Consider the following 16,120-nt stretch of genomic DNA (forward strand, 5'->3'; position numbering starts at 1 on the left):
GGATTCCCCGGAAGCGACGTGGGTTAAGCGCGGGACGCGCCACGGTTGCGTTCCTCTTCGTCCGGATCCTTGGGCACGCGGCACGCGTACTCCAGGAGGAACGCGGCGGCGACGAGCACGCACGCGGCGAGGAACGTGCCGCCGCTGACGAAGAAGTCATGGCGGGGGGTCGGCTTGTCGAGCGACGACGCGAGGCTGGCGGCGAACCCGGCGAAGACGCCCGCGATGACCGCGGCGGAGTGCGCACTGGCCTTGCCCAGGGCGGCGAGCCGCGCCACCGCCATCGGATCCAGCGGCTTGGGCGACGGCCTGCGGCGCGCGTCCGGTCCGCGTCTGCTGTCGGGCCTGCGGCGGATGCGGCGCAGCACGTTCAGGCCGGTGAAGGCTTCGCCGAGGGCCAGCAGCAGCAGGGTGGGGACGGCCGTCCAGGGCAGCGGCGGCAACGAAAGGTAGGCGGAACGCAGCACCGCCCAGGTGATCACCGCTATGACGGCCACGAGGGCGACGAGGAACAGCGGTCGGGACGGTTTCATGCAGGCTGCTGCAGGACCAGGTCCTCCCGGCGGCGAACGGCCGACGGACCACCTTGCGACTGCTTGGCCTGGGCCAGGTCACCTACGCGGCCGTGCCCGGGGAGCAGCACGTCCGGCTCGATGTCGGCCCAGGGGACGAGTACGAACGCCCGCTCGTGCGCGCGCGGGTGCGGGAGCGTCAGATCGGGATCGTCGGACGAGACATCCCCGAACACCACGATGTCGATGTCGAGCGTGCGCGGCCCCCAGCGGACCTCGCGTTCCCGCCGCATCGAGGTCTCGATGTTCAACACGCGTTCGAGGAGGTTCTCCGGTGGCAGCCGCGTGTCGGCGATGAGCACGATGTTCAGGAAATCGCCCTGTTCCGGGAGGGTCTCGCCGGGCGGCGCGTACGGGGATGTCTCGTACACGGGGGAAAAGGCCACGAAGTTCAGCCCGGGTGCGTCGAACAGCGCGTCCACGGCCCCCTGGATGTTGTCCAGGCGGTCTCCGAGGTTGCTGCCGATCGAGAAGACGACGCGGTGCTCGACCAGCATGTGGCCGCCGGTGGCGGTGCGGTCGGGCATGCGGTCGGACGCTGTCATGGGCGACTCCTCCTGATCTTCACGGCCACGTCCGTGAAGGGGTGCGGCACCGGGGCGCTCGGCTTGTGGACGGTGATCTCCACCTCGGACACCGTCCTATCTTCCAGACATATTGTTGCCAACCGGTCGGCCAGTGTTTCGAGCAGGTTGACGGGTTCTCCCTCGACGACGGCGACCAGGCGGCCGGCGAGCGTTCCGTAGTCGACGGTACGTGAAAGGTCGTCCCCGGCGGCGGCGGGGCGGGTGTCGAGGCCGAGGACGGCGTCCACCACGAACTCCTGCCCGAGCTCACGCTCCGCGGGCAGGAATCCGTGCCGTCCGCGCGCCCGTAGGCCGCGCAGCTCGATGCGGTCGAGACTCATTCTTCCTCTGCATCCGCGACGTTGAGGACAGGGGAACCATGGTGGAGCAGAAGCCGCCACTCTCCGTCCGCCCGTACGAACAGGTTGGTGGCCACGATGCTTCCCCCCGCGAGGAACCCGCCCTCGGTGTCCTCGTCGGCGGTGAGGACGTTCTCCTTGCACGTCACCACGGCGTGGTCACCGTAGACGTCGGTTTCCACGTCGGTGAGCACAAACTGTATGTACGTCGTGTTGGCCATGATGAGCGCCCAGGAACGCAGCACTTCTTCACGGCCGTGCAGCATCGTCCAACCGGGATGCACGCAGGAGACGCCGTCGGCGTACGGCCCGTCCGCCCAAACGTCGGACATGCGGTCGAAGTCACCGGCCTCGAACGCCGCGTAGAACTCCGCGTGGACCTCGTCCACGTCGGCGCGATTCACTGCACGACTCATAGGCGGTGGCTCCCGTCCTGGTCGGCGCGACCGTCCGCCGCGGCTTGCCTAGGGGTCCTCTCACTGATGGGACGGTCCGCCCCAGCGCCGTCTTCGTCGACGGGTCGGATGGCCCCAGCGCTGTCATGTCTGACGGAATGGGCGGACCCAGGGCTGTCTTCGCCTTCGTCCAGGGGGCGGGCCGCGCGGATGGCGGCCGCCACGCGCACGGCGTCCGCGTTCGGGCGAACGCGGTGGACCCTCACACACCATGCCCCGGCGGCGGCGACCAGCGACGTGACCGCCACGGTCGCGTCGTCGCATTCGAGGAACGGACGGCGCGTCCCGTCGGGCTCGGCGAGAAGCCTGGTGAGGAAGTTCTTCCGGGATGCCCCGACCAGGACGGGGTAGCCGAGACCGGTGAAAGCGTCCAGATGGGCCATCAGCGACCAGTTGTGCCCGGCCACCGGGTTCTTGCCGAAACCGAGCCCAGGATCGAGCACGATCATCGACGGGTCGACGCCCTCGTCCAGCACGGCGTCGACCCTGCGCAGCAGTTCGTCGCGCACCTCCCGCACCACGTCCTCGTAGACGGCGCGCGTCTGCATGTCATGGCTGTGACCGCGCCAGTGCATCACGACGTACGGAACGCCTGCCGCGGCGACGACCTGGGGCATCTGTGGATCGGCCAGCCCACCACTGACGTCGTTCACCAACTGGGCGCCAACTTCGACGGCCGCCTCCGCTACCTCGGCGCGCATGGTGTCGACACTGACCGGGACGTTCTCGTCGGTGAGCGCCTCTATGACGGGAACCACGCGCCGCAGTTCCTCGTCCCTTGACACGCGCTGCGCTCCAGGCCGCGTGGATTCGCCGCCGACGTCCACGATGTCGGCGCCCTCCGCGACAAGGTCCAGCCCATGTGTGACGGCCTTCTCAGGGTCGAACCAGGCCCCGCCGTCCGAGAACGAATCAGGGGTCACGTTGACCACGCCCATGACGAGGCAGCGCCCTGGCGCGGGCAGCCCCGGAACGACGGCAATGGTCATGACACCCAACCCTATGCCTTGAACTCGCCCGACCGCGGCGGCGCCTCCGGCGGCCCGGATCACCCGGCATTCCAGTCCGATGGCAGCGGAACGGGCCTCAGCACGACGCTGAGGCCCGTTCACACGATCTCCGGCCTGGGGGCGGGGCGGGCGGTCAGTAACGCCCGAGAATCAAGCTCATCGCCTCGGACCGCGTCTCGGCATGATCACGGAAGTCGCCGCGGACCGCCGACGTCACCGTCTTCGCGCCCGGCTTCCGCACCCCGCGCATCGTCATGCACAGATGCTCCGCCTCGATCACCACGATCGCTCCGCGCGGCTCCAGCACGCTCATCATCGCGTCGGCGACCTGGCTCGTCAGCCGCTCCTGAACCTGCGGGCGACGCGCGTACACGTCCACCAACCGGGCCAGCTTGGACAGCCCGGTGATCTGGCCCTTCTTGTTGGGGGTGTAACCCACGTGGGCCACCCCGTGGAAGGGCACCAGGTGGTGCTCGCAGACGGAGTACACCTCGATGTCCTTCACCAGGACCATCTCTTCGTGGTCGGCGTCGAACACCGTCGTCAGCGCGTCCTCCGGCTGCTGCCGCAGGCCCGCGAACTGTTCGGCGTACGCACGCGCCACCCTGGCCGGCGTCTCGCGGAGCCCGTCGCGGTCTGGGTCCTCGCCGATCCCGATCAGGATCTCGCGGACCGCCTTCTCGATCCGAGCGTGGTCGAACCCAGGCGGCTCCTCCAGGATCCGCGCCTCGCCTTCCACGAACGCACGGCCGGCGTCGCGCGCGGCCGCTTCCGAATCGTCCGCGGCCTTCTGCGAATCGTCCGCGGCCGTTTCCGAGCTGTTCGCGGACTTCGCCATGTCGCTCGTGGCCTTTTCGTCCGCCGACAACCGGTCTCGCCTGGCACCGGCGGACGAACCGCCGGGAGACGGTGTCCCGTCCCCCGGCCTGTCGTGCGCCGGCCCTTCGTCCTGCGAATCAGCCAACGCGGTCAGCTTTCGCCCTGGGCCGGGTCGGCGGCCTCCGAGGTGACGCCGCCCTGGCCGTTGTTCTTGGTCAGGTCGGTGACGTCCTGCGGGCCGAGCAGAGCCAGCTCCTTGGGCGTCATGATCGGCGGACGGTCGGACGGAAGACGCTTGCCGTAACCGGTGTAGGAGTTCTGGTGCGGCCGCTTCTGGATCGGCTCGAAGATCCGCAGCACCATCTCCTTGGAGAGCGTCTCCTTCTCCATCAGGTTGACGACGAGCTCGTCCAGGACGTCCCGGTACTCCACGAGGATCTCCCACGCCGTGTCGTGCGCGGCCTCGATGTACCGGCGAACCTCATCGTCGATGGCGGACGCGATGTCCTCGGAGTAGTCACGCTCGTGACCCATGTCGCGGCCCAGGAACACCTCACCCTGGCCGGTACCGAACTTACGCGCGCCCAGACGCTCGCTCATTCCGTACTCGGTCACCATGTTGCGGGCGATCGAGCTCGCCTTCTCGATGTCGTTGGCGGCACCGGTCGTCGGCTCGTGGAAGACCAGTTCCTCCGCGGTGCGCCCACCCAGCAGCATGGCGAGCTGGTCGTTCATCTCCGAGCGCGTCGTGAGGAACTTGTCCTCCATCGGGAGGGTCATGGTGTAGCCCAGGGCCCGTCCACGCGGAAGGATCGTCACCTTGTGCACGGGGTCGGAGTTCGGCAGCGCGTGCGCCACCAGAGCGTGCCCGCCCTCGTGGTAGGCGATGATCTTCTTTTCCTTCTCCGACATCACGCGGGTCTTGCGCTCCGGCCCGGCCATGACGCGGTCGATGGACTCCTCAAGGGTGTCCATGTCGATCAGCTTGCGATCGAAGCGCGCGGTGAGCAGCGCCGCCTCGTTGATCACGTTGGCCAGGTCGGCGCCGGTGAAGCCCGGGGTGCGGCGCGCGATGATGTCCAGCTCGACGTCCGGGGCGAACGGTTTGCCGCGCCCGTGCACGCGCAGGATGCCCTTGCGGCCCTCCAGGTCCGGACGGTCCACGGTGACCTGGCGGTCGAACCGGCCGGGGCGCAGCAGCGCCGGGTCGAGGATGTCGGGACGGTTCGTCGCGGCGATCAGGATCACACCGCCCTTGACGTCGAACCCGTCCATCTCGACCAGGAGCTGGTTCAGGGTCTGCTCGCGCTCGTCGTGACCGCCGCCCAGGCCCGCGCCACGGTGCCGTCCGACGGCGTCGATCTCGTCGATGAAGATGATCGAGGGCGCGTTGGTCTTTGCCTGCTCGAACAGGTCGCGGACACGGGACGCGCCGACGCCGACGAACATCTCGACGAAGTCCGAACCGGAGATCGAGTAGAACGGGACCCCCGCCTCACCGGCCACGGCGCGCGCGAGCAGCGTCTTACCGGTACCGGGCGGGCCGTACAGCAGCACGCCCTTCGGGATTTTGGCGCCGATGGACTGGAATTTCGCAGGGTTCTGCAGGAAGTCCTTGATTTCTTCCAGTTCTTCCAGGGCCTCGTCGGCCCCGGCCACGTCGGCGAAGGTGGTCTTCGGGGTGTCCTTGGTGATGAGCTTGGCCTTGGACTTGCCGAAGTTCATCACCCGCGAGCCGCCGCCCTGCATCTGGTTCATGATGAACAGGAAGATCAGCACAATGACGACGATGGGCAGCAGGCTGAACAGTAGGTTCAGGAAGAAGCTCTGCTTCGGCACGTCGACGTTGTAGCCGCCGGACATCTTGCCCGCATCGGCCTGCTTCTGCAGCTGCTCCTGCAGACGGAGACCCTGGCCGTCGACCCAGGAGGCCTGTTGCTGCTTGCCGTTGTTGAGCGTCAGCTCGATCCGCTGGTCCTTGTCAATGATCTTTGCAGACTTGACCTGACCAGCGTTGATCTCCTGAACGACCTTGGAGGTGTCGACCTTCTCGTAGGAACGGCCGGGGTTGACGCCCCACATGACGAGGGCGACCAAGAGGCCGAACAGCAGGATCCACAGCAGCGGCCCGCGAAAGTAGCGCTTCACGTCCATTTATCCGGTTACCCCTCCGGGGCCCGTCCCTCCTGACCAACATCTGTGTACGATCCTCGTCCGTCCCGCGGGACGGACGCCGGGGCGACCAACAATGCGCCCCACGAACGGCCCGACGCCCGGGGGCTCCGGATCCGCCATGGCGGCTTCCCTCGTGTGCCTCCCCGACCGAGGGTCCGGGACACCGACGGTACACCGCGGGATGCAGCAGACGCAGCCGACGCTGTTCTCCCGCATCCCTTCCATATACCCGTCAACGACCTTTGCAACGATTCGTCACGGTCCCTTGTTCCCTGAGCACGCCCCAGAACCCCTGGGACGTGCTAGGACCCGCCGCCGTACACGTGCGGGGCGAGCGTGCCCACGAACGGCAGGTTCCGGTACTTCTCCGAGTAGTCGAGCCCGTAGCCGATGACGAACTCGTTCGGGATGTCGAACCCCACGTAGCGGACCTCGACGTCGGTTCTGACCGCCTCCGGCTTGCGTAGCAGGGCACAGATCTCCAGCGACGCCGGGCCGCGCGAGCGCAGGTTGCTCACCAGCCACGACAGGGTCAGGCCCGAATCGACGATGTCCTCCACGATCAAGACGTGCCGGTCGAGGATGTCCGTGTCGAGGTCCTTGAGGATGCGCACGACGCCCGACGACTTCGTCCCCGAGCCGTACGACGACACAGCCATCCAGTCCATCGAGGCGGGCGAATGCAGCGCCCGAGCCAGATCCGCCATGATCATGACGGCGCCCTTGAGTACCCCGACGAGGAGCAGATCCCTTCCCGCGTAGTCGGCGTCGATCTGCCCGGCGAGCTCCTGCACCTTGCCCTGCAGGTCGGCCTCAGGGATGAGCACCTTCGCCAGATCCGTGCCCAGGTCCTTCTCGTCCACAACCCCACCCTCATCGTTCAGCCCCGCCCGTCCTGTGGGACGGACATCACCGCGTGCCGTTCTCGCTGCGGGCGCGCCGTACGGCCGGTCGCGTGACGATTCGCACACGCCGCGAGGTCAAACCGGGCCGAACAGCAGCTTCCCATACCGCCGGACGGCTCGAAGCCCCCCGGGCAGATCCACGTGCCGCTGGCCGTGCCAGGCCGTGACCAGCCGATCGACTGCATCAACATGGACGGCCGCGAGCGTACCCGGTGGGCTTCCCGCCTTTATCGCCGCCATCCGCATTACACGGGTACGGACGGCCCTGTGCAGGTCTCCGAGTCCTTCCAGACGGACGGCCACGGTGTAGCCGTCTTCAGGGGCCTCTAGCTCGGCGTAGGCCTGGGCGGCGAGTTCGTCGAGGGCGTCCGCGTCATCGCGCAGCATCTTCGCCGTCCGCGCCAGTGCCTCCGTCACACCGGGGCCGAGGGCCTTCTCCAGAGCCGGTAGAGCTTGATGACGTACGCGCACGCGCGCGTAGGCGGGATCGACGTTGTGGGGGTCGTCCCAGGGTTCGAGGCCCATCGCCTCGCATGCCCTGCGCGTTGTCCCGCGGTCGAGGTCAAGGAGGGGCCTCAGGTAGCGGACGCTCCGCACTCCCTCGCTATCGCCCGTGGCGGCTGGGTGGTGGAACACGGTTGGCATGCCGGACAGCGATCGGGCTCCAGAGCCACGCGCCAAGCCCAGCAGGACGGTTTCGGCCTGGTCGTCCTGCGTGTGCCCAAGGAGGACGGCCGCAGCGCCCAGCCGGCCGGCGGCGGCGTCGAGAGCTCTGTAGCGGGCGTCGCGGGCTGCCTTCTCCGGCCCGCCGGGCCCGTCGACGGTGACCGCGATCGATCCGGACGGGTCCAGGCCAAGGTCGGCCATGGTTCGGACGACGCCATCGGCGCGTCCGCCGGAACCGTCCTGGAGGTTGTGGTCGATCGTGACACCGGCCGCCAGATGCCCCGCTCTTGGCGCTTCGAAGGCCAGCGCACCGGCGAGTGCCAGGGAGTCGGCTCCGCCGCTGCACGCGGCTAGCACAAGAGCGCCCTGTGGAAGGTCGGCCAAGACGCGCCTCACCGCGAGACGTACCGCAGCAACTGCCGGATCAGGCCCCATGAGAAACCCCTACCACTACGCGGCGTCCCGCGTCCGGCCCGGCCACGCTCGGTGCAGATCCCGGGCTGGCCCGGCACCAGGGCCCAGGTGTACTCGACCCGGTTTCGTACGCTCAGGCCTCGTTGGCCTTAGGCGGCGCGTCGAGGGCACGCGGGCCGATGACCCGGTCCATCCACAGGGTCGGCTCCTTGATCTCGTCGTGCGTGGGCAGGGTCTCCGGAGACTGCCACACCTGGTTGAACCCGCTCATGCCGACCTCGGTGACGACCCGTCGGACGAACCGCGATCCCTCCGCGTACTGCTTCATCTTCAGGTCGATGCCGAGGAGGCGGCGGATCGTCTTGTCGAGCCTGGAGCCGCCGTCTCGCCGTCCCTGGAAGCGTGACCGGATCTGCTTCACCGAGGGCACGACCTCGGGGCCGACGGCGTCCATCACGTAGTCGCCGTGCCCTTCGACCAGCGTCATCACCGCGGTGAGACGGTCGAGGATCGCGCGCTGCTCGGGGCTCTGGATCGCGTCGATGAGGTTGGCGTCGCCGCCGCGCACGGCGTCGGCGACGGCTTCGGCCGCGTCCCGGATGCGGTCCAGCATCACGCCCGGGTCGAGGTCGGACGCGAGCAGGAACTGGGTCATCTGCTCCTGCACGTACTCGCGCAGCCAGGAAACACCGGTGAACTGGGCACGATGCGTCTCTTCGTGCAGGCACACCCAGAGGCGGAAGTCATGCGACTCAACACCGAGTTCCTGCTCGACGTGCACGATGTTGGGCGCGACCAGGGTGAGGCGTCCGGTCGGCGCACGCCCGGACGGGTCGGGCGGCAGGAACAGCTCGTACTGGCCGAGAACGCGACTGGCCATGTAGGCGAGGATCGCGCCGACCTGCATGCCGGTGACCCGCGAGCCCACGGCCTGGACGACGACGTTGCCCGCGCCGCCCAGGGCGCCCGGCCCGCGTCGCTCGGACATCTGCTCCATGAGCGGTTCGAGCACCACGCGGAAACCGTCGACGTTCGCCCGGATCCAGCCGGGCCTGTCCACGATCGTCGCGGGGTCGGGATCGAGCTCGGAGGCCATGCCGGTGAAGTCCCTGACATGGCCGTGGGCGATCTTCGACAGCTCGCGCAGCTCCGCCACGACCTCGCGGGCCTCGGCGTGGCTGACCTGCGGTCCTGGCCTGACGAGCCGGGTCCCGGCCTGGACCGCCACGTTCCAGTCGATCATTGAGGCGCTCATGTACTCCACCGTACGTTTCGGACGCGGCGCCGGAGCGCCCTGCACAGTCGTTCAACGAACAACCGTTCTGGTTATCTCCCGTACGGACCAGCCCACACCCCACCCCAAACCCCCAGTAGCCCGCAAAACAGTCCCCGCCCACCCGGGGGCGGACCGTCCATCCACCCTCGCCGCCCCCGCCCGCACACCGCAGCAGAACGGGATTCTGTGGATAACCAAGGCCGGGACAGATGGGCGAGAGCGCCCGGAAATGCCGGATTAGCCGCAGCCGCAGGCCGCGATCGCCGCCGCCAGTTGGTCCAGCTTGCCCGGATCGACCGGCCCCTTGCCGTCTCCCGCCATGAAGGCGAACGCCAGCAACCGTCCGTCGGCGTCGTACGCAAGCCCCGCGAGCGTGCTGACGCCCGCCAGGGTGCCCGTCTTGGCGCGGACCATGCCCGCGCCCGCACGGCTGGCCGCGACCGCGTAGCGCGGCGGGCTCAGCGTCCCGGAAAACCCTGCGATCGGCATGCCGGTGACCACCGAACGCAGTTCCGGGCGCTCCTCACCGGCGGCGACAGAGACGATGCGTGCCAGAGCGATAGGCGAGATGCGATTGCGCGTGGACAAACCACTGCCGTCGTTGATCGAGACCCCGCCTGCAACGCCCAGCCTGGCCAGGACCTGCTGGACGGTATGCGCAGCGTCCGCGAATGTCGCCGGACGGCCCAGCTTCATGGCGACCTGCCTGGCCACCGCCTCAGCCACGTCGTTGTCACTCTCGGTCAGCAAGTGCTCCACCAGCGCGGACATCGGGGGTGATTGGACGGCGCCGAGCCGCACCGCCCCCTCCTGCGCGACGATCCTGCGCCCCGCCTTCGCGCTGACCCCATGCTTGGACAGCAACCGTGCGAACTGCTTCGCGGCAGCGCCCGCCGGATCGGAAACCCGCGCCTTCTTGGACGGGTCAGACGGAGCCACGCGTCCCTCATCGACCGCCAAGGCGCTGACAGGCGCGACCTCCCCATCGGGCAGATAGTTGGGCTTCCACCCCGCTGCTATGGGAGGCCCCTTGTACGCGGACGTGTCGTAGTCGACGCGTACTCGTCCCACCCCGGACGCCTTGAGCGCGGTAGCCGTCTGCCTGGCCAGGTCCTGGAGCGACGCATAAGGCGGGTGACTCGCGTCAGGACGTGTGGGAAGAGCCGTCAGTGTCGGGTCCCCGCCGCCGACCAGTACGATCCCGCCACCGGCACCCCGCACGACCTGCGTGGTGATCCTGTGCGCAGGCCCAACCGAGGCCAGCGCGGCCACCGACGTCACCACTTTCGTGGTCGAGGCCGGCGTCGCCGGCCGGTCGGCGTGCCAATCGAACAGCGGCCGACCGGTCTCCACGTCGATGACCACAGCGCTGACCTTCGCGCGCGGGCCGCCGATCAACGCCGAGAGCCGTCCCGCCAGGGTGGACGGGTTCGGAGGCCGGCCGGACCCGAGATCGGCTACGGGGATCGCCGCCGACGCGGGTGCCCGCACTAGGTCGCGGACGGCCACGCTGGGCGGCTGCGGAGTCAGACGCTGGTCGGGTGTGAGTTTCACCACTGCCGCCCCAGCGGCGATGGCGAAAACGTTAAGGAGGGACAGCGACAGAACCACGAGGGCACGGGCCCGTCCAGGCACGTGAACGCCCCTCTCCCACTCAGCACTCACCAACGTGCGACATCCTTATATAAGGGAAACACTCACCTGTGGGGACCGGCCTCGCCCACGGGCTTCCGAAAGACTATTCACTGCGAGAGCGCGGGGAGCGGAGGACATCTTGGATTTCGACGTCACCATTGAGATCCCGAAGGGCCAGCGGAACAAGTACGAGGTGGACCACGAGACCGGGCGCATCCGGCTCGACCGCATGCTGTTCACCTCGACGCAGTACCCGGCCGACTACGGGTTCGTCGAGCACACCCTCGGCGAGGACGGCGACCCCCTGGACGCGCTGGTCCTGCTGCAGGAGCCGACCTTCCCCGGCTGCCTCATCCGCTGCCGCGCGGTGGGCATGTTCCGGATGACCGACGAGGCCGGTGGTGACGACAAGGTCCTCTGCGTGCCCGCGACCGACCCCCGCATGGAGCACCTGCGCGACATCCACCACGTCGCCGAGTTCGACCGCCTGGAGATCCAGCACTTCTTCGAGGTCTACAAGGACCTGGAGCCCGGCAAGTCCGTCGAGGGCGCCAGCTGGGTCGGGCGCGTCGAGGCCGAACAGGAGATCGAGCGGTCCCTCAAGCGTGCGGCGGACCAGGGCGACCACTGAACGTCGACTTGGCCGGCCGACAGGCTGCCTACCGCCTTCCTGAACCGACCCGGCTGCGTCCTAGCTGAACGTCGAACGTCGTCAACAGCGCCGAATCCGCTCCCGCGCCGATGCGATACGACTGCGTAGAGCCCTTCCGCACAGATCCCCTGCGGAAGGGTTCTCGTCTTCCAGCGCATACAGGCTCCGTCAGTCCAGCACGAGGTCCCCGTCAGAGGCGGGACGAGTCGCGCCGATGAGGTCACCACGGTGGATACTGGCTACGCGTACCCGTGCGCCCGTGTAGGGGGCCTCTACCATCCGGCCCTTGCCGATGTAGATGCCCACGTGGTGGATGGTTCCGGGATCGGACGTATCCGTCGCGAAGAAGACGAGGTCACCGAGGCGCAACTCGTCGATGGGGATGTGGGGGCCGGACGTCCACTGCGTACCGGTCCAGTGGTCGAGCCGTACACCGGCCTTGTCCCACGCGTACATGGTCAAGCCGGAGCAGTCGAAGCCGACCGTCCCCGCGCCCTGCGCCACACCGTAGCTCGGACCGGCCACGGTGCCGCCGCCCCACGAGTACGGGGTGCCGAGCCACTTGAGCGCCGCTCGCGCCGCGACCACACCACGCGCCGCCATCGTCGACGGTCCTGCGACAGGGCGTCCTGAGCCAGCAAATTCGGAGCGGGCTTTCCGGGCCTCGACCTTCTCCCATGCCCGTTCCCGCGCGCGCTTGACGCGGGCAGCTCGAGCCTGAGCGCTGCCAAGCCGCCGCTCAAGGCGGCGTTTCTCCGCCTCGATGCGATGCACGGACGCTTGCTGCTTGGCGACGGCGTCCTGCGCGACCCGCTTGGCCTCGTCGGCGCGGCGCGTCGCAGTGCTCTGCTCGGCGAACGCCGTCTGCGCCTGGCGGCGGAACACGTCGGCGACGTTCCTGGACGCTCTCACTCGTTCGACCATGGCGGTCCGGCGTTTGGCGAGCATCTCGACCATCGCGGCGCGGTCCATGAAGCCCTGCGGGCCACCATTGCCGACAAGCGCCGACGACATTTGGTTGTAGCCGGTGCTGTTCCGGTAGGCCTGCGCGGCGAATGATGCCAGTTCGGCTCGCGTCTCCTCTAGCCTGCGGCCAGCCTCGGCCAGCCGCAGTTGGGTGTCCCTGTAGGCCTGCTGCGAGCGTTGCAGTTTGAGCCGTTCGCCGTTGTAGTGCTCTATCGCGACCTCCGCGGCGACAGCGAGCCGGTCCAGTTCGCCGTTCGCCTGGGCGAGCGTGGCCTTCGTCCGTCCGACCTCGGCGGCCCTTTCCTTGACCTGGTGTTGGCTCTGCTCAACGTCGCGAGCGCTGGGGCCAGGGTCGGCGACGGCGGTGGAGCCGGCGAACGCGGTCGGCGCCTGCACGCTCATGCCGAGCGTCAGGCTCGTGGAGAACGCGACCAATGGAAGCGCCGCAACGCGGAAAGAGGACTGGGTCGCGCGACGGGCCTTTGCTACGCCAGGTGCCATGAGCACGTCCTCCCCCCGACCAATACTGCTTAGCGCAAACGATCACCTACGAAGAGTAGTTGAGTCGGGCAATAGCAAGTACTTCTGGCACGCCGCCGATCAGGGGCTGGACGTCGTACGGGTACCGGGAGCGGTAGCCCGGGTCGGCGAGGACGACCCCGTGGACGGTGACGGATCCGGGCCATCACCAGACGGTGGCGATCCGGACGGCGGCGACTCTGAGGGCGACGGGGGCCTGGAGGTGGGCGGGTCAGACGACGGAGGCTTGGAGGACGGAGGCTTGGGGCGGGAGGGCGACGGACTGGTCGGCCGTTTGGTGCTCGGCGGAGCGGACGGGTTTCCAGAGCCGGAACCCGTCGGCGTCGGCGACGGTGTCGGATCCGGGTCCGGGGCGTCAGGTCGCCAGGTGACGTGCACCTGCCTCCTGCCCGGGGAGAAGGCGATGGCGCCGTCCCCATGAGAGCTTGGCTGGCGCGAAACGTGCACGCGTACGGTCACGCTCTGGCCAGCCTTCAGGAGTCCGGACGTTGGTTCGACTCGCAGGGGTGCACGGCTCTTCGCCTGCCAGGACACTGGTCCGCCTTCTGCCCGCAGGTCTACGGAACCGTCCGAACCACCGGCCAGATCCACGAAGAGCGGAGAGACCGCTAGCGCGCCCTTCGCCGGAGAACCCGACGGTCCGTCCGCGGGACCGGACGGTCGTGACGGTGTCGGCCGAGCGGTCGGCGGTGCGGACGAAGCCCGCGAACCCAACGGGAACGTGGCGGATACCGGAGCGACGTCCATGTGGGCAGCAGCATCCGGATGGTCCGCGGGCGATCGGCCTAGCTCCGCTTCCTGCGAAACCCCGGGAAACGCGCGCGGGCGCGGACCGGCCACAGTGTCCGTGTCACGTCGCTCTGTGGCGAAGAGCCCGTAGATGGACGCGACCCCGCCTCCGGCTAGGAGGGCCATCGCCGTGAGCACCCCGACGACGCGAACGGCCTGGGCGCCATGGCGGATCGGCCTGGGGCCGCCATCCCTGACGAGGTTCTCCTTCGACCAGAAACCGGTCCTGCGGAATTGACGAAGCCACAGAAGCCCGCGAGGACAGGACGCCCTGAGCGGCCGTGTCGGCTGTCCAGCCTGGACCGGGAATCCGTCCGCGGTGAACTCGGTGACCCGGGTGGAGACGAAGAGCCTGTAGCCGACGAGTTCCGGGTCCAGAAAGCAGCTCATGACGCGAAGGCGCAGTTCCCCTGCCAGGTCGGCGTCCGGCAGGAGCCCGAATACCTTGGCGGCCGACACCGTGCGTGGACGGAACGCTCCGCAGACGGAGCAGTCCTCCGCGTGCTTCGTCAGCCGACCGTTCAGTTCGTGGTTGAACTCGCCGCGCGGTTCTCGCAGCAGCCGGGCGCGTCCGGCGCAACCGTACGGCCCCTGATGCGCGAGTATCTCGGCTGTCAGCGCCTCTTCCAGTTCGCTGTGCGCGTGCTCAAGGGCCGACTGGGCGTCCTTCAACGGAACGTCGAACACCGCGGCGAGGTCGGGAACGGACAGTTGGTGCCTGACTCTGAGCTCCAGAATCTCCCGCGAGATGGGGCGCAGCGCCAGAACCGCCTGCCAGGCCATGATGCGATGGTCGACGTCCTCCTGGTCGTGGCTGGCCACCGGCACATCCGGCAGTTGGTCCCTGGGCGGCAGGCGGCGCGCGCATTCCAGCCTGGCGATGGCGTAGAGCCATGGGCCGAACCTGTCGGGGTCGCGCAGTTTGCCGATGTGCGCCTCAGCCACGATGAACGTGTCGCGCAGCGCTACCTGCGCGGCGTCTCTGCAACGCAGCTGAAACCAGCAGTAGGCGTAGAGGCGGTCGGCATGGGCGTCGTACACCGCGGCGGGGGCGTCGGCGTCGCGCTCACGTAGCGCCTCGACCAGGAGATGGTCGTTCATGCCACCGAAGGTAAAGGCTTCGAGCGCTTCTTACCGGCCAATTTAAGAGATCAATCCCAAATACCGAACACCATTCTTACGCTTCGCCGACACTTTTCCCGTGTGTCAAAGATGTGGAGTTCATGGGGTTTTGCCCGATCCGTCGCGGCAAGATGATCAGACTGCTACCAGCCAAGAATATCGATGGGCGATCAACGCATTACCTAGAGCGAAGGGATTGTTAATACCGACGCTCACTCCGAAAGAAGCGTTTCCATCATCGACGGCAACCGTCGTTCAGCGGCCGCGGCCAAGGCGGCGACTTGTGCACTGGTGTAGATGACCGGCTCGCCCACAATTGCGCGCGGGATGCTCCTGGCGGCATGGAACAGGACTCTCCCATGCCGCACACCGTCCCGTGCGACCCGCGCCCCGTGTACGACGACCATCGGCGTGACCTGTACGTCCTGGTCCAACTCTTCGGACAGCAGCTCGGCCACGGTCTCGGCAGCACGGGCGGCCGCAGCGCTCACGCCCGTCACGGGCCGGGCACCCGCCAACAGGCGGTTCTGTTCGGCGTGCAGTTGAGCGCCCCAGCGGAGCCTTCTGCTGGCGATCGCATAGATCCCGGACAAGCCGACCACCAGGTGATCGAGGTTCGTCGCCGGCGCAGGATCATCCGAGAAGGCCCGGTCATGCAGAACGTGGAAGCCGGCCGGATCCAGGCGCGACAACCGCCGCCCGGTTCGCCGTTCGGCCAAGGCACCTCTGCGCCAGTTGCTCACAGGCGCCGGCCGGTACCGCACATACACCGCATGCGCGACGAAGAAGAGAACTGCGACCAGGATCCCCGCCCACCAGACGGTGACACCGACCGCGACGACGCCCGCTCCACAGGCCAGCACAGCCCGCACCGCGCGACGCTCCCAGCGATGCTCCGCGGCCAGCGCGCGGTAACGGTACAGGGCCGAGGCCCCGGCGCTGGACACGGCGACACCGCTGCTGCGCACCGCAAAAGCCCCTTCTCCTCTGCCCCCGAAGCCGCACCTGGAGGCACCAAGCGTGCGGCAGCCCGGCGGTTCCAGCAAGGACTTTCCTCGGCTCGATCTTGAGATGAACTTGACACTGTTATCGTGACAGTGTCATCATCGAGCCATGGACAGCACCTGGACGATCACCGAGCTGGCGGACCACGCCGCGGCGGCCCTCGCCGCGGACGGATCCGCGCAGGTCAGCGGCCG

The 16,120-nt window shown here is 68.3% G+C and carries 14 protein-coding genes and 1 pseudogene; 2 read left to right on the forward strand and 13 right to left on the reverse strand.

Annotated elements, in window-relative coordinates; genetic code table 11:
• Positions 1-23: 23 nt before the first annotated feature.
• The 11 genes and pseudogenes from ACH34T_RS35695 to dacB form a co-directional block, all read right to left on the reverse strand.
• Entirely contained in the window at positions 24-533 is a 510-nt protein-coding gene (locus ACH34T_RS35695; RefSeq protein WP_396025391.1) for a DUF3180 domain-containing protein, read from the reverse strand.
• A complete protein-coding gene (folK, locus tag ACH34T_RS35700; protein WP_396025392.1) occupies positions 530-1,117 on the reverse strand; it encodes a 2-amino-4-hydroxy-6-hydroxymethyldihydropteridine diphosphokinase in 588 nt (195 codons plus the stop codon). The genes ACH34T_RS35695 and folK overlap by 4 nt, the downstream gene beginning before the upstream one ends.
• Complete coding sequence (gene folB / locus ACH34T_RS35705) at positions 1,114-1,479, reverse strand: dihydroneopterin aldolase (RefSeq protein WP_396025393.1); 366 nt, start codon at positions 1,477-1,479, stop codon at positions 1,114-1,116. Before folB ends, folK begins: the two co-directional genes overlap by 4 nt.
• Positions 1,476-1,913, reverse strand: a complete 438-nt coding sequence (locus ACH34T_RS35710) for a nuclear transport factor 2 family protein (protein ID WP_396025394.1) — start codon at positions 1,911-1,913, stop codon at positions 1,476-1,478. The genes folB and ACH34T_RS35710 overlap by 4 nt, the downstream gene beginning before the upstream one ends.
• Positions 1,914-2,074: 161 nt before the next feature.
• Positions 2,075-2,890, reverse strand: a pseudogene (gene folP, locus ACH34T_RS35715) (dihydropteroate synthase); the annotation flags it as partial.
• Positions 2,891-3,095: 205 nt separating this feature from the next.
• Entirely contained in the window at positions 3,096-3,800 is a 705-nt protein-coding gene (folE, locus tag ACH34T_RS35720) for a GTP cyclohydrolase I FolE (protein ID WP_396025395.1), read from the reverse strand.
• A 131-nt stretch (positions 3,801-3,931) separates the two neighbouring features.
• On the reverse strand, positions 3,932-5,935 hold the full coding sequence (gene ftsH, locus ACH34T_RS35725; RefSeq protein WP_396025396.1) for an ATP-dependent zinc metalloprotease FtsH: 2,004 nt from the start codon (positions 5,933-5,935) through the stop codon (positions 3,932-3,934).
• A 323-nt stretch (positions 5,936-6,258) separates the two neighbouring features.
• Positions 6,259-6,819, reverse strand: a complete 561-nt coding sequence (gene hpt, locus ACH34T_RS35730) for a hypoxanthine phosphoribosyltransferase (protein ID WP_396025397.1) — start codon at positions 6,817-6,819, stop codon at positions 6,259-6,261.
• 117 nt (positions 6,820-6,936) lie between these two features.
• Entirely contained in the window at positions 6,937-7,962 is a 1,026-nt protein-coding gene (tilS, locus tag ACH34T_RS35735) for a tRNA lysidine(34) synthetase TilS (protein ID WP_396025398.1), read from the reverse strand.
• A 112-nt stretch (positions 7,963-8,074) separates the two neighbouring features.
• Entirely contained in the window at positions 8,075-9,184 is a 1,110-nt protein-coding gene (locus ACH34T_RS35740) for a zinc-dependent metalloprotease (RefSeq protein WP_396025457.1), read from the reverse strand.
• Between the two features lie 270 nt (positions 9,185-9,454).
• Complete coding sequence (gene dacB, locus ACH34T_RS35745; RefSeq protein WP_396025399.1) at positions 9,455-10,828, reverse strand: D-alanyl-D-alanine carboxypeptidase/D-alanyl-D-alanine-endopeptidase; 1,374 nt, start codon at positions 10,826-10,828, stop codon at positions 9,455-9,457.
• A gap of 163 nt (positions 10,829-10,991) precedes the next feature.
• Here dacB and ACH34T_RS35750 point away from each other — a divergent pair, with 163 nt between their 5' ends.
• Positions 10,992-11,483: an inorganic diphosphatase gene (locus tag ACH34T_RS35750; RefSeq protein WP_396025400.1), complete on the forward strand. Its 492-nt coding sequence runs from the start codon at positions 10,992-10,994 to the stop codon at positions 11,481-11,483.
• 189 nt (positions 11,484-11,672) lie between these two features.
• Here ACH34T_RS35750 and ACH34T_RS35755 read toward each other — a convergent pair whose 3' ends face one another.
• Positions 11,673-12,971, reverse strand: coding sequence for an NlpC/P60 family protein (locus ACH34T_RS35755; RefSeq protein ID WP_396025401.1), 1,299 nt, complete (start codon positions 12,969-12,971; stop codon positions 11,673-11,675).
• Positions 12,972-14,327: 1,356 nt separating this feature from the next.
• On the opposite strand from ACH34T_RS35755, the gene ACH34T_RS35760 reads away from it, so the two are divergent.
• Complete coding sequence (locus ACH34T_RS35760; RefSeq protein WP_396025402.1) at positions 14,328-14,873, forward strand: hypothetical protein; 546 nt, start codon at positions 14,328-14,330, stop codon at positions 14,871-14,873.
• A 260-nt stretch (positions 14,874-15,133) separates the two neighbouring features.
• Here ACH34T_RS35760 and ACH34T_RS35765 read toward each other — a convergent pair whose 3' ends face one another.
• A complete protein-coding gene (locus ACH34T_RS35765) occupies positions 15,134-15,889 on the reverse strand; it encodes a nuclease-related domain-containing protein (protein ID WP_396025403.1) in 756 nt (251 codons plus the stop codon).
• Positions 15,890-16,120: the final 231 nt, after the last annotated feature.

The sequence above is a fragment of the Actinomadura sp. 9N215 genome (genome assembly GCF_044326345.1).
GTDB lineage: Bacteria > Actinomycetota > Actinomycetes > Streptosporangiales > Streptosporangiaceae > Spirillospora.

Excerpts from the sequence above, each read along its gene's own strand:
- ACH34T_RS35695 (WP_396025391.1), bottom strand. The coding sequence starts at position 533 with ATGAAACCGTCCCGACCGCTGTTCCTCGTCGCCCTCGTGGCCGTCATA.
- folK (WP_396025392.1), bottom strand. The coding sequence starts at position 1,117 with ATGACAGCGTCCGACCGCATGCCCGACCGCACCGCCACCGGCGGCCAC.
- folB (WP_396025393.1), bottom strand. The coding sequence starts at position 1,479 with ATGAGTCTCGACCGCATCGAGCTGCGCGGCCTACGGGCGCGCGGACGG.
- ACH34T_RS35710 (WP_396025394.1), bottom strand. The coding sequence starts at position 1,913 with ATGAGTCGTGCAGTGAATCGCGCCGACGTGGACGAGGTCCACGCGGAG.
- folE (WP_396025395.1), bottom strand. The coding sequence starts at position 3,800 with ATGGCGAAGTCCGCGAACAGCTCGGAAACGGCCGCGGACGATTCGCAG.
- ftsH (WP_396025396.1), bottom strand. The coding sequence starts at position 5,935 with ATGGACGTGAAGCGCTACTTTCGCGGGCCGCTGCTGTGGATCCTGCTG.
- tilS (WP_396025398.1), bottom strand. The coding sequence starts at position 7,962 with ATGGGGCCTGATCCGGCAGTTGCTGCGGTACGTCTCGCGGTGAGGCGC.
- ACH34T_RS35740 (WP_396025457.1), bottom strand. The coding sequence starts at position 9,184 with ATGATCGACTGGAACGTGGCGGTCCAGGCCGGGACCCGGCTCGTCAGG.
- ACH34T_RS35755 (WP_396025401.1), bottom strand. The coding sequence starts at position 12,971 with ATGGCACCTGGCGTAGCAAAGGCCCGTCGCGCGACCCAGTCCTCTTTC.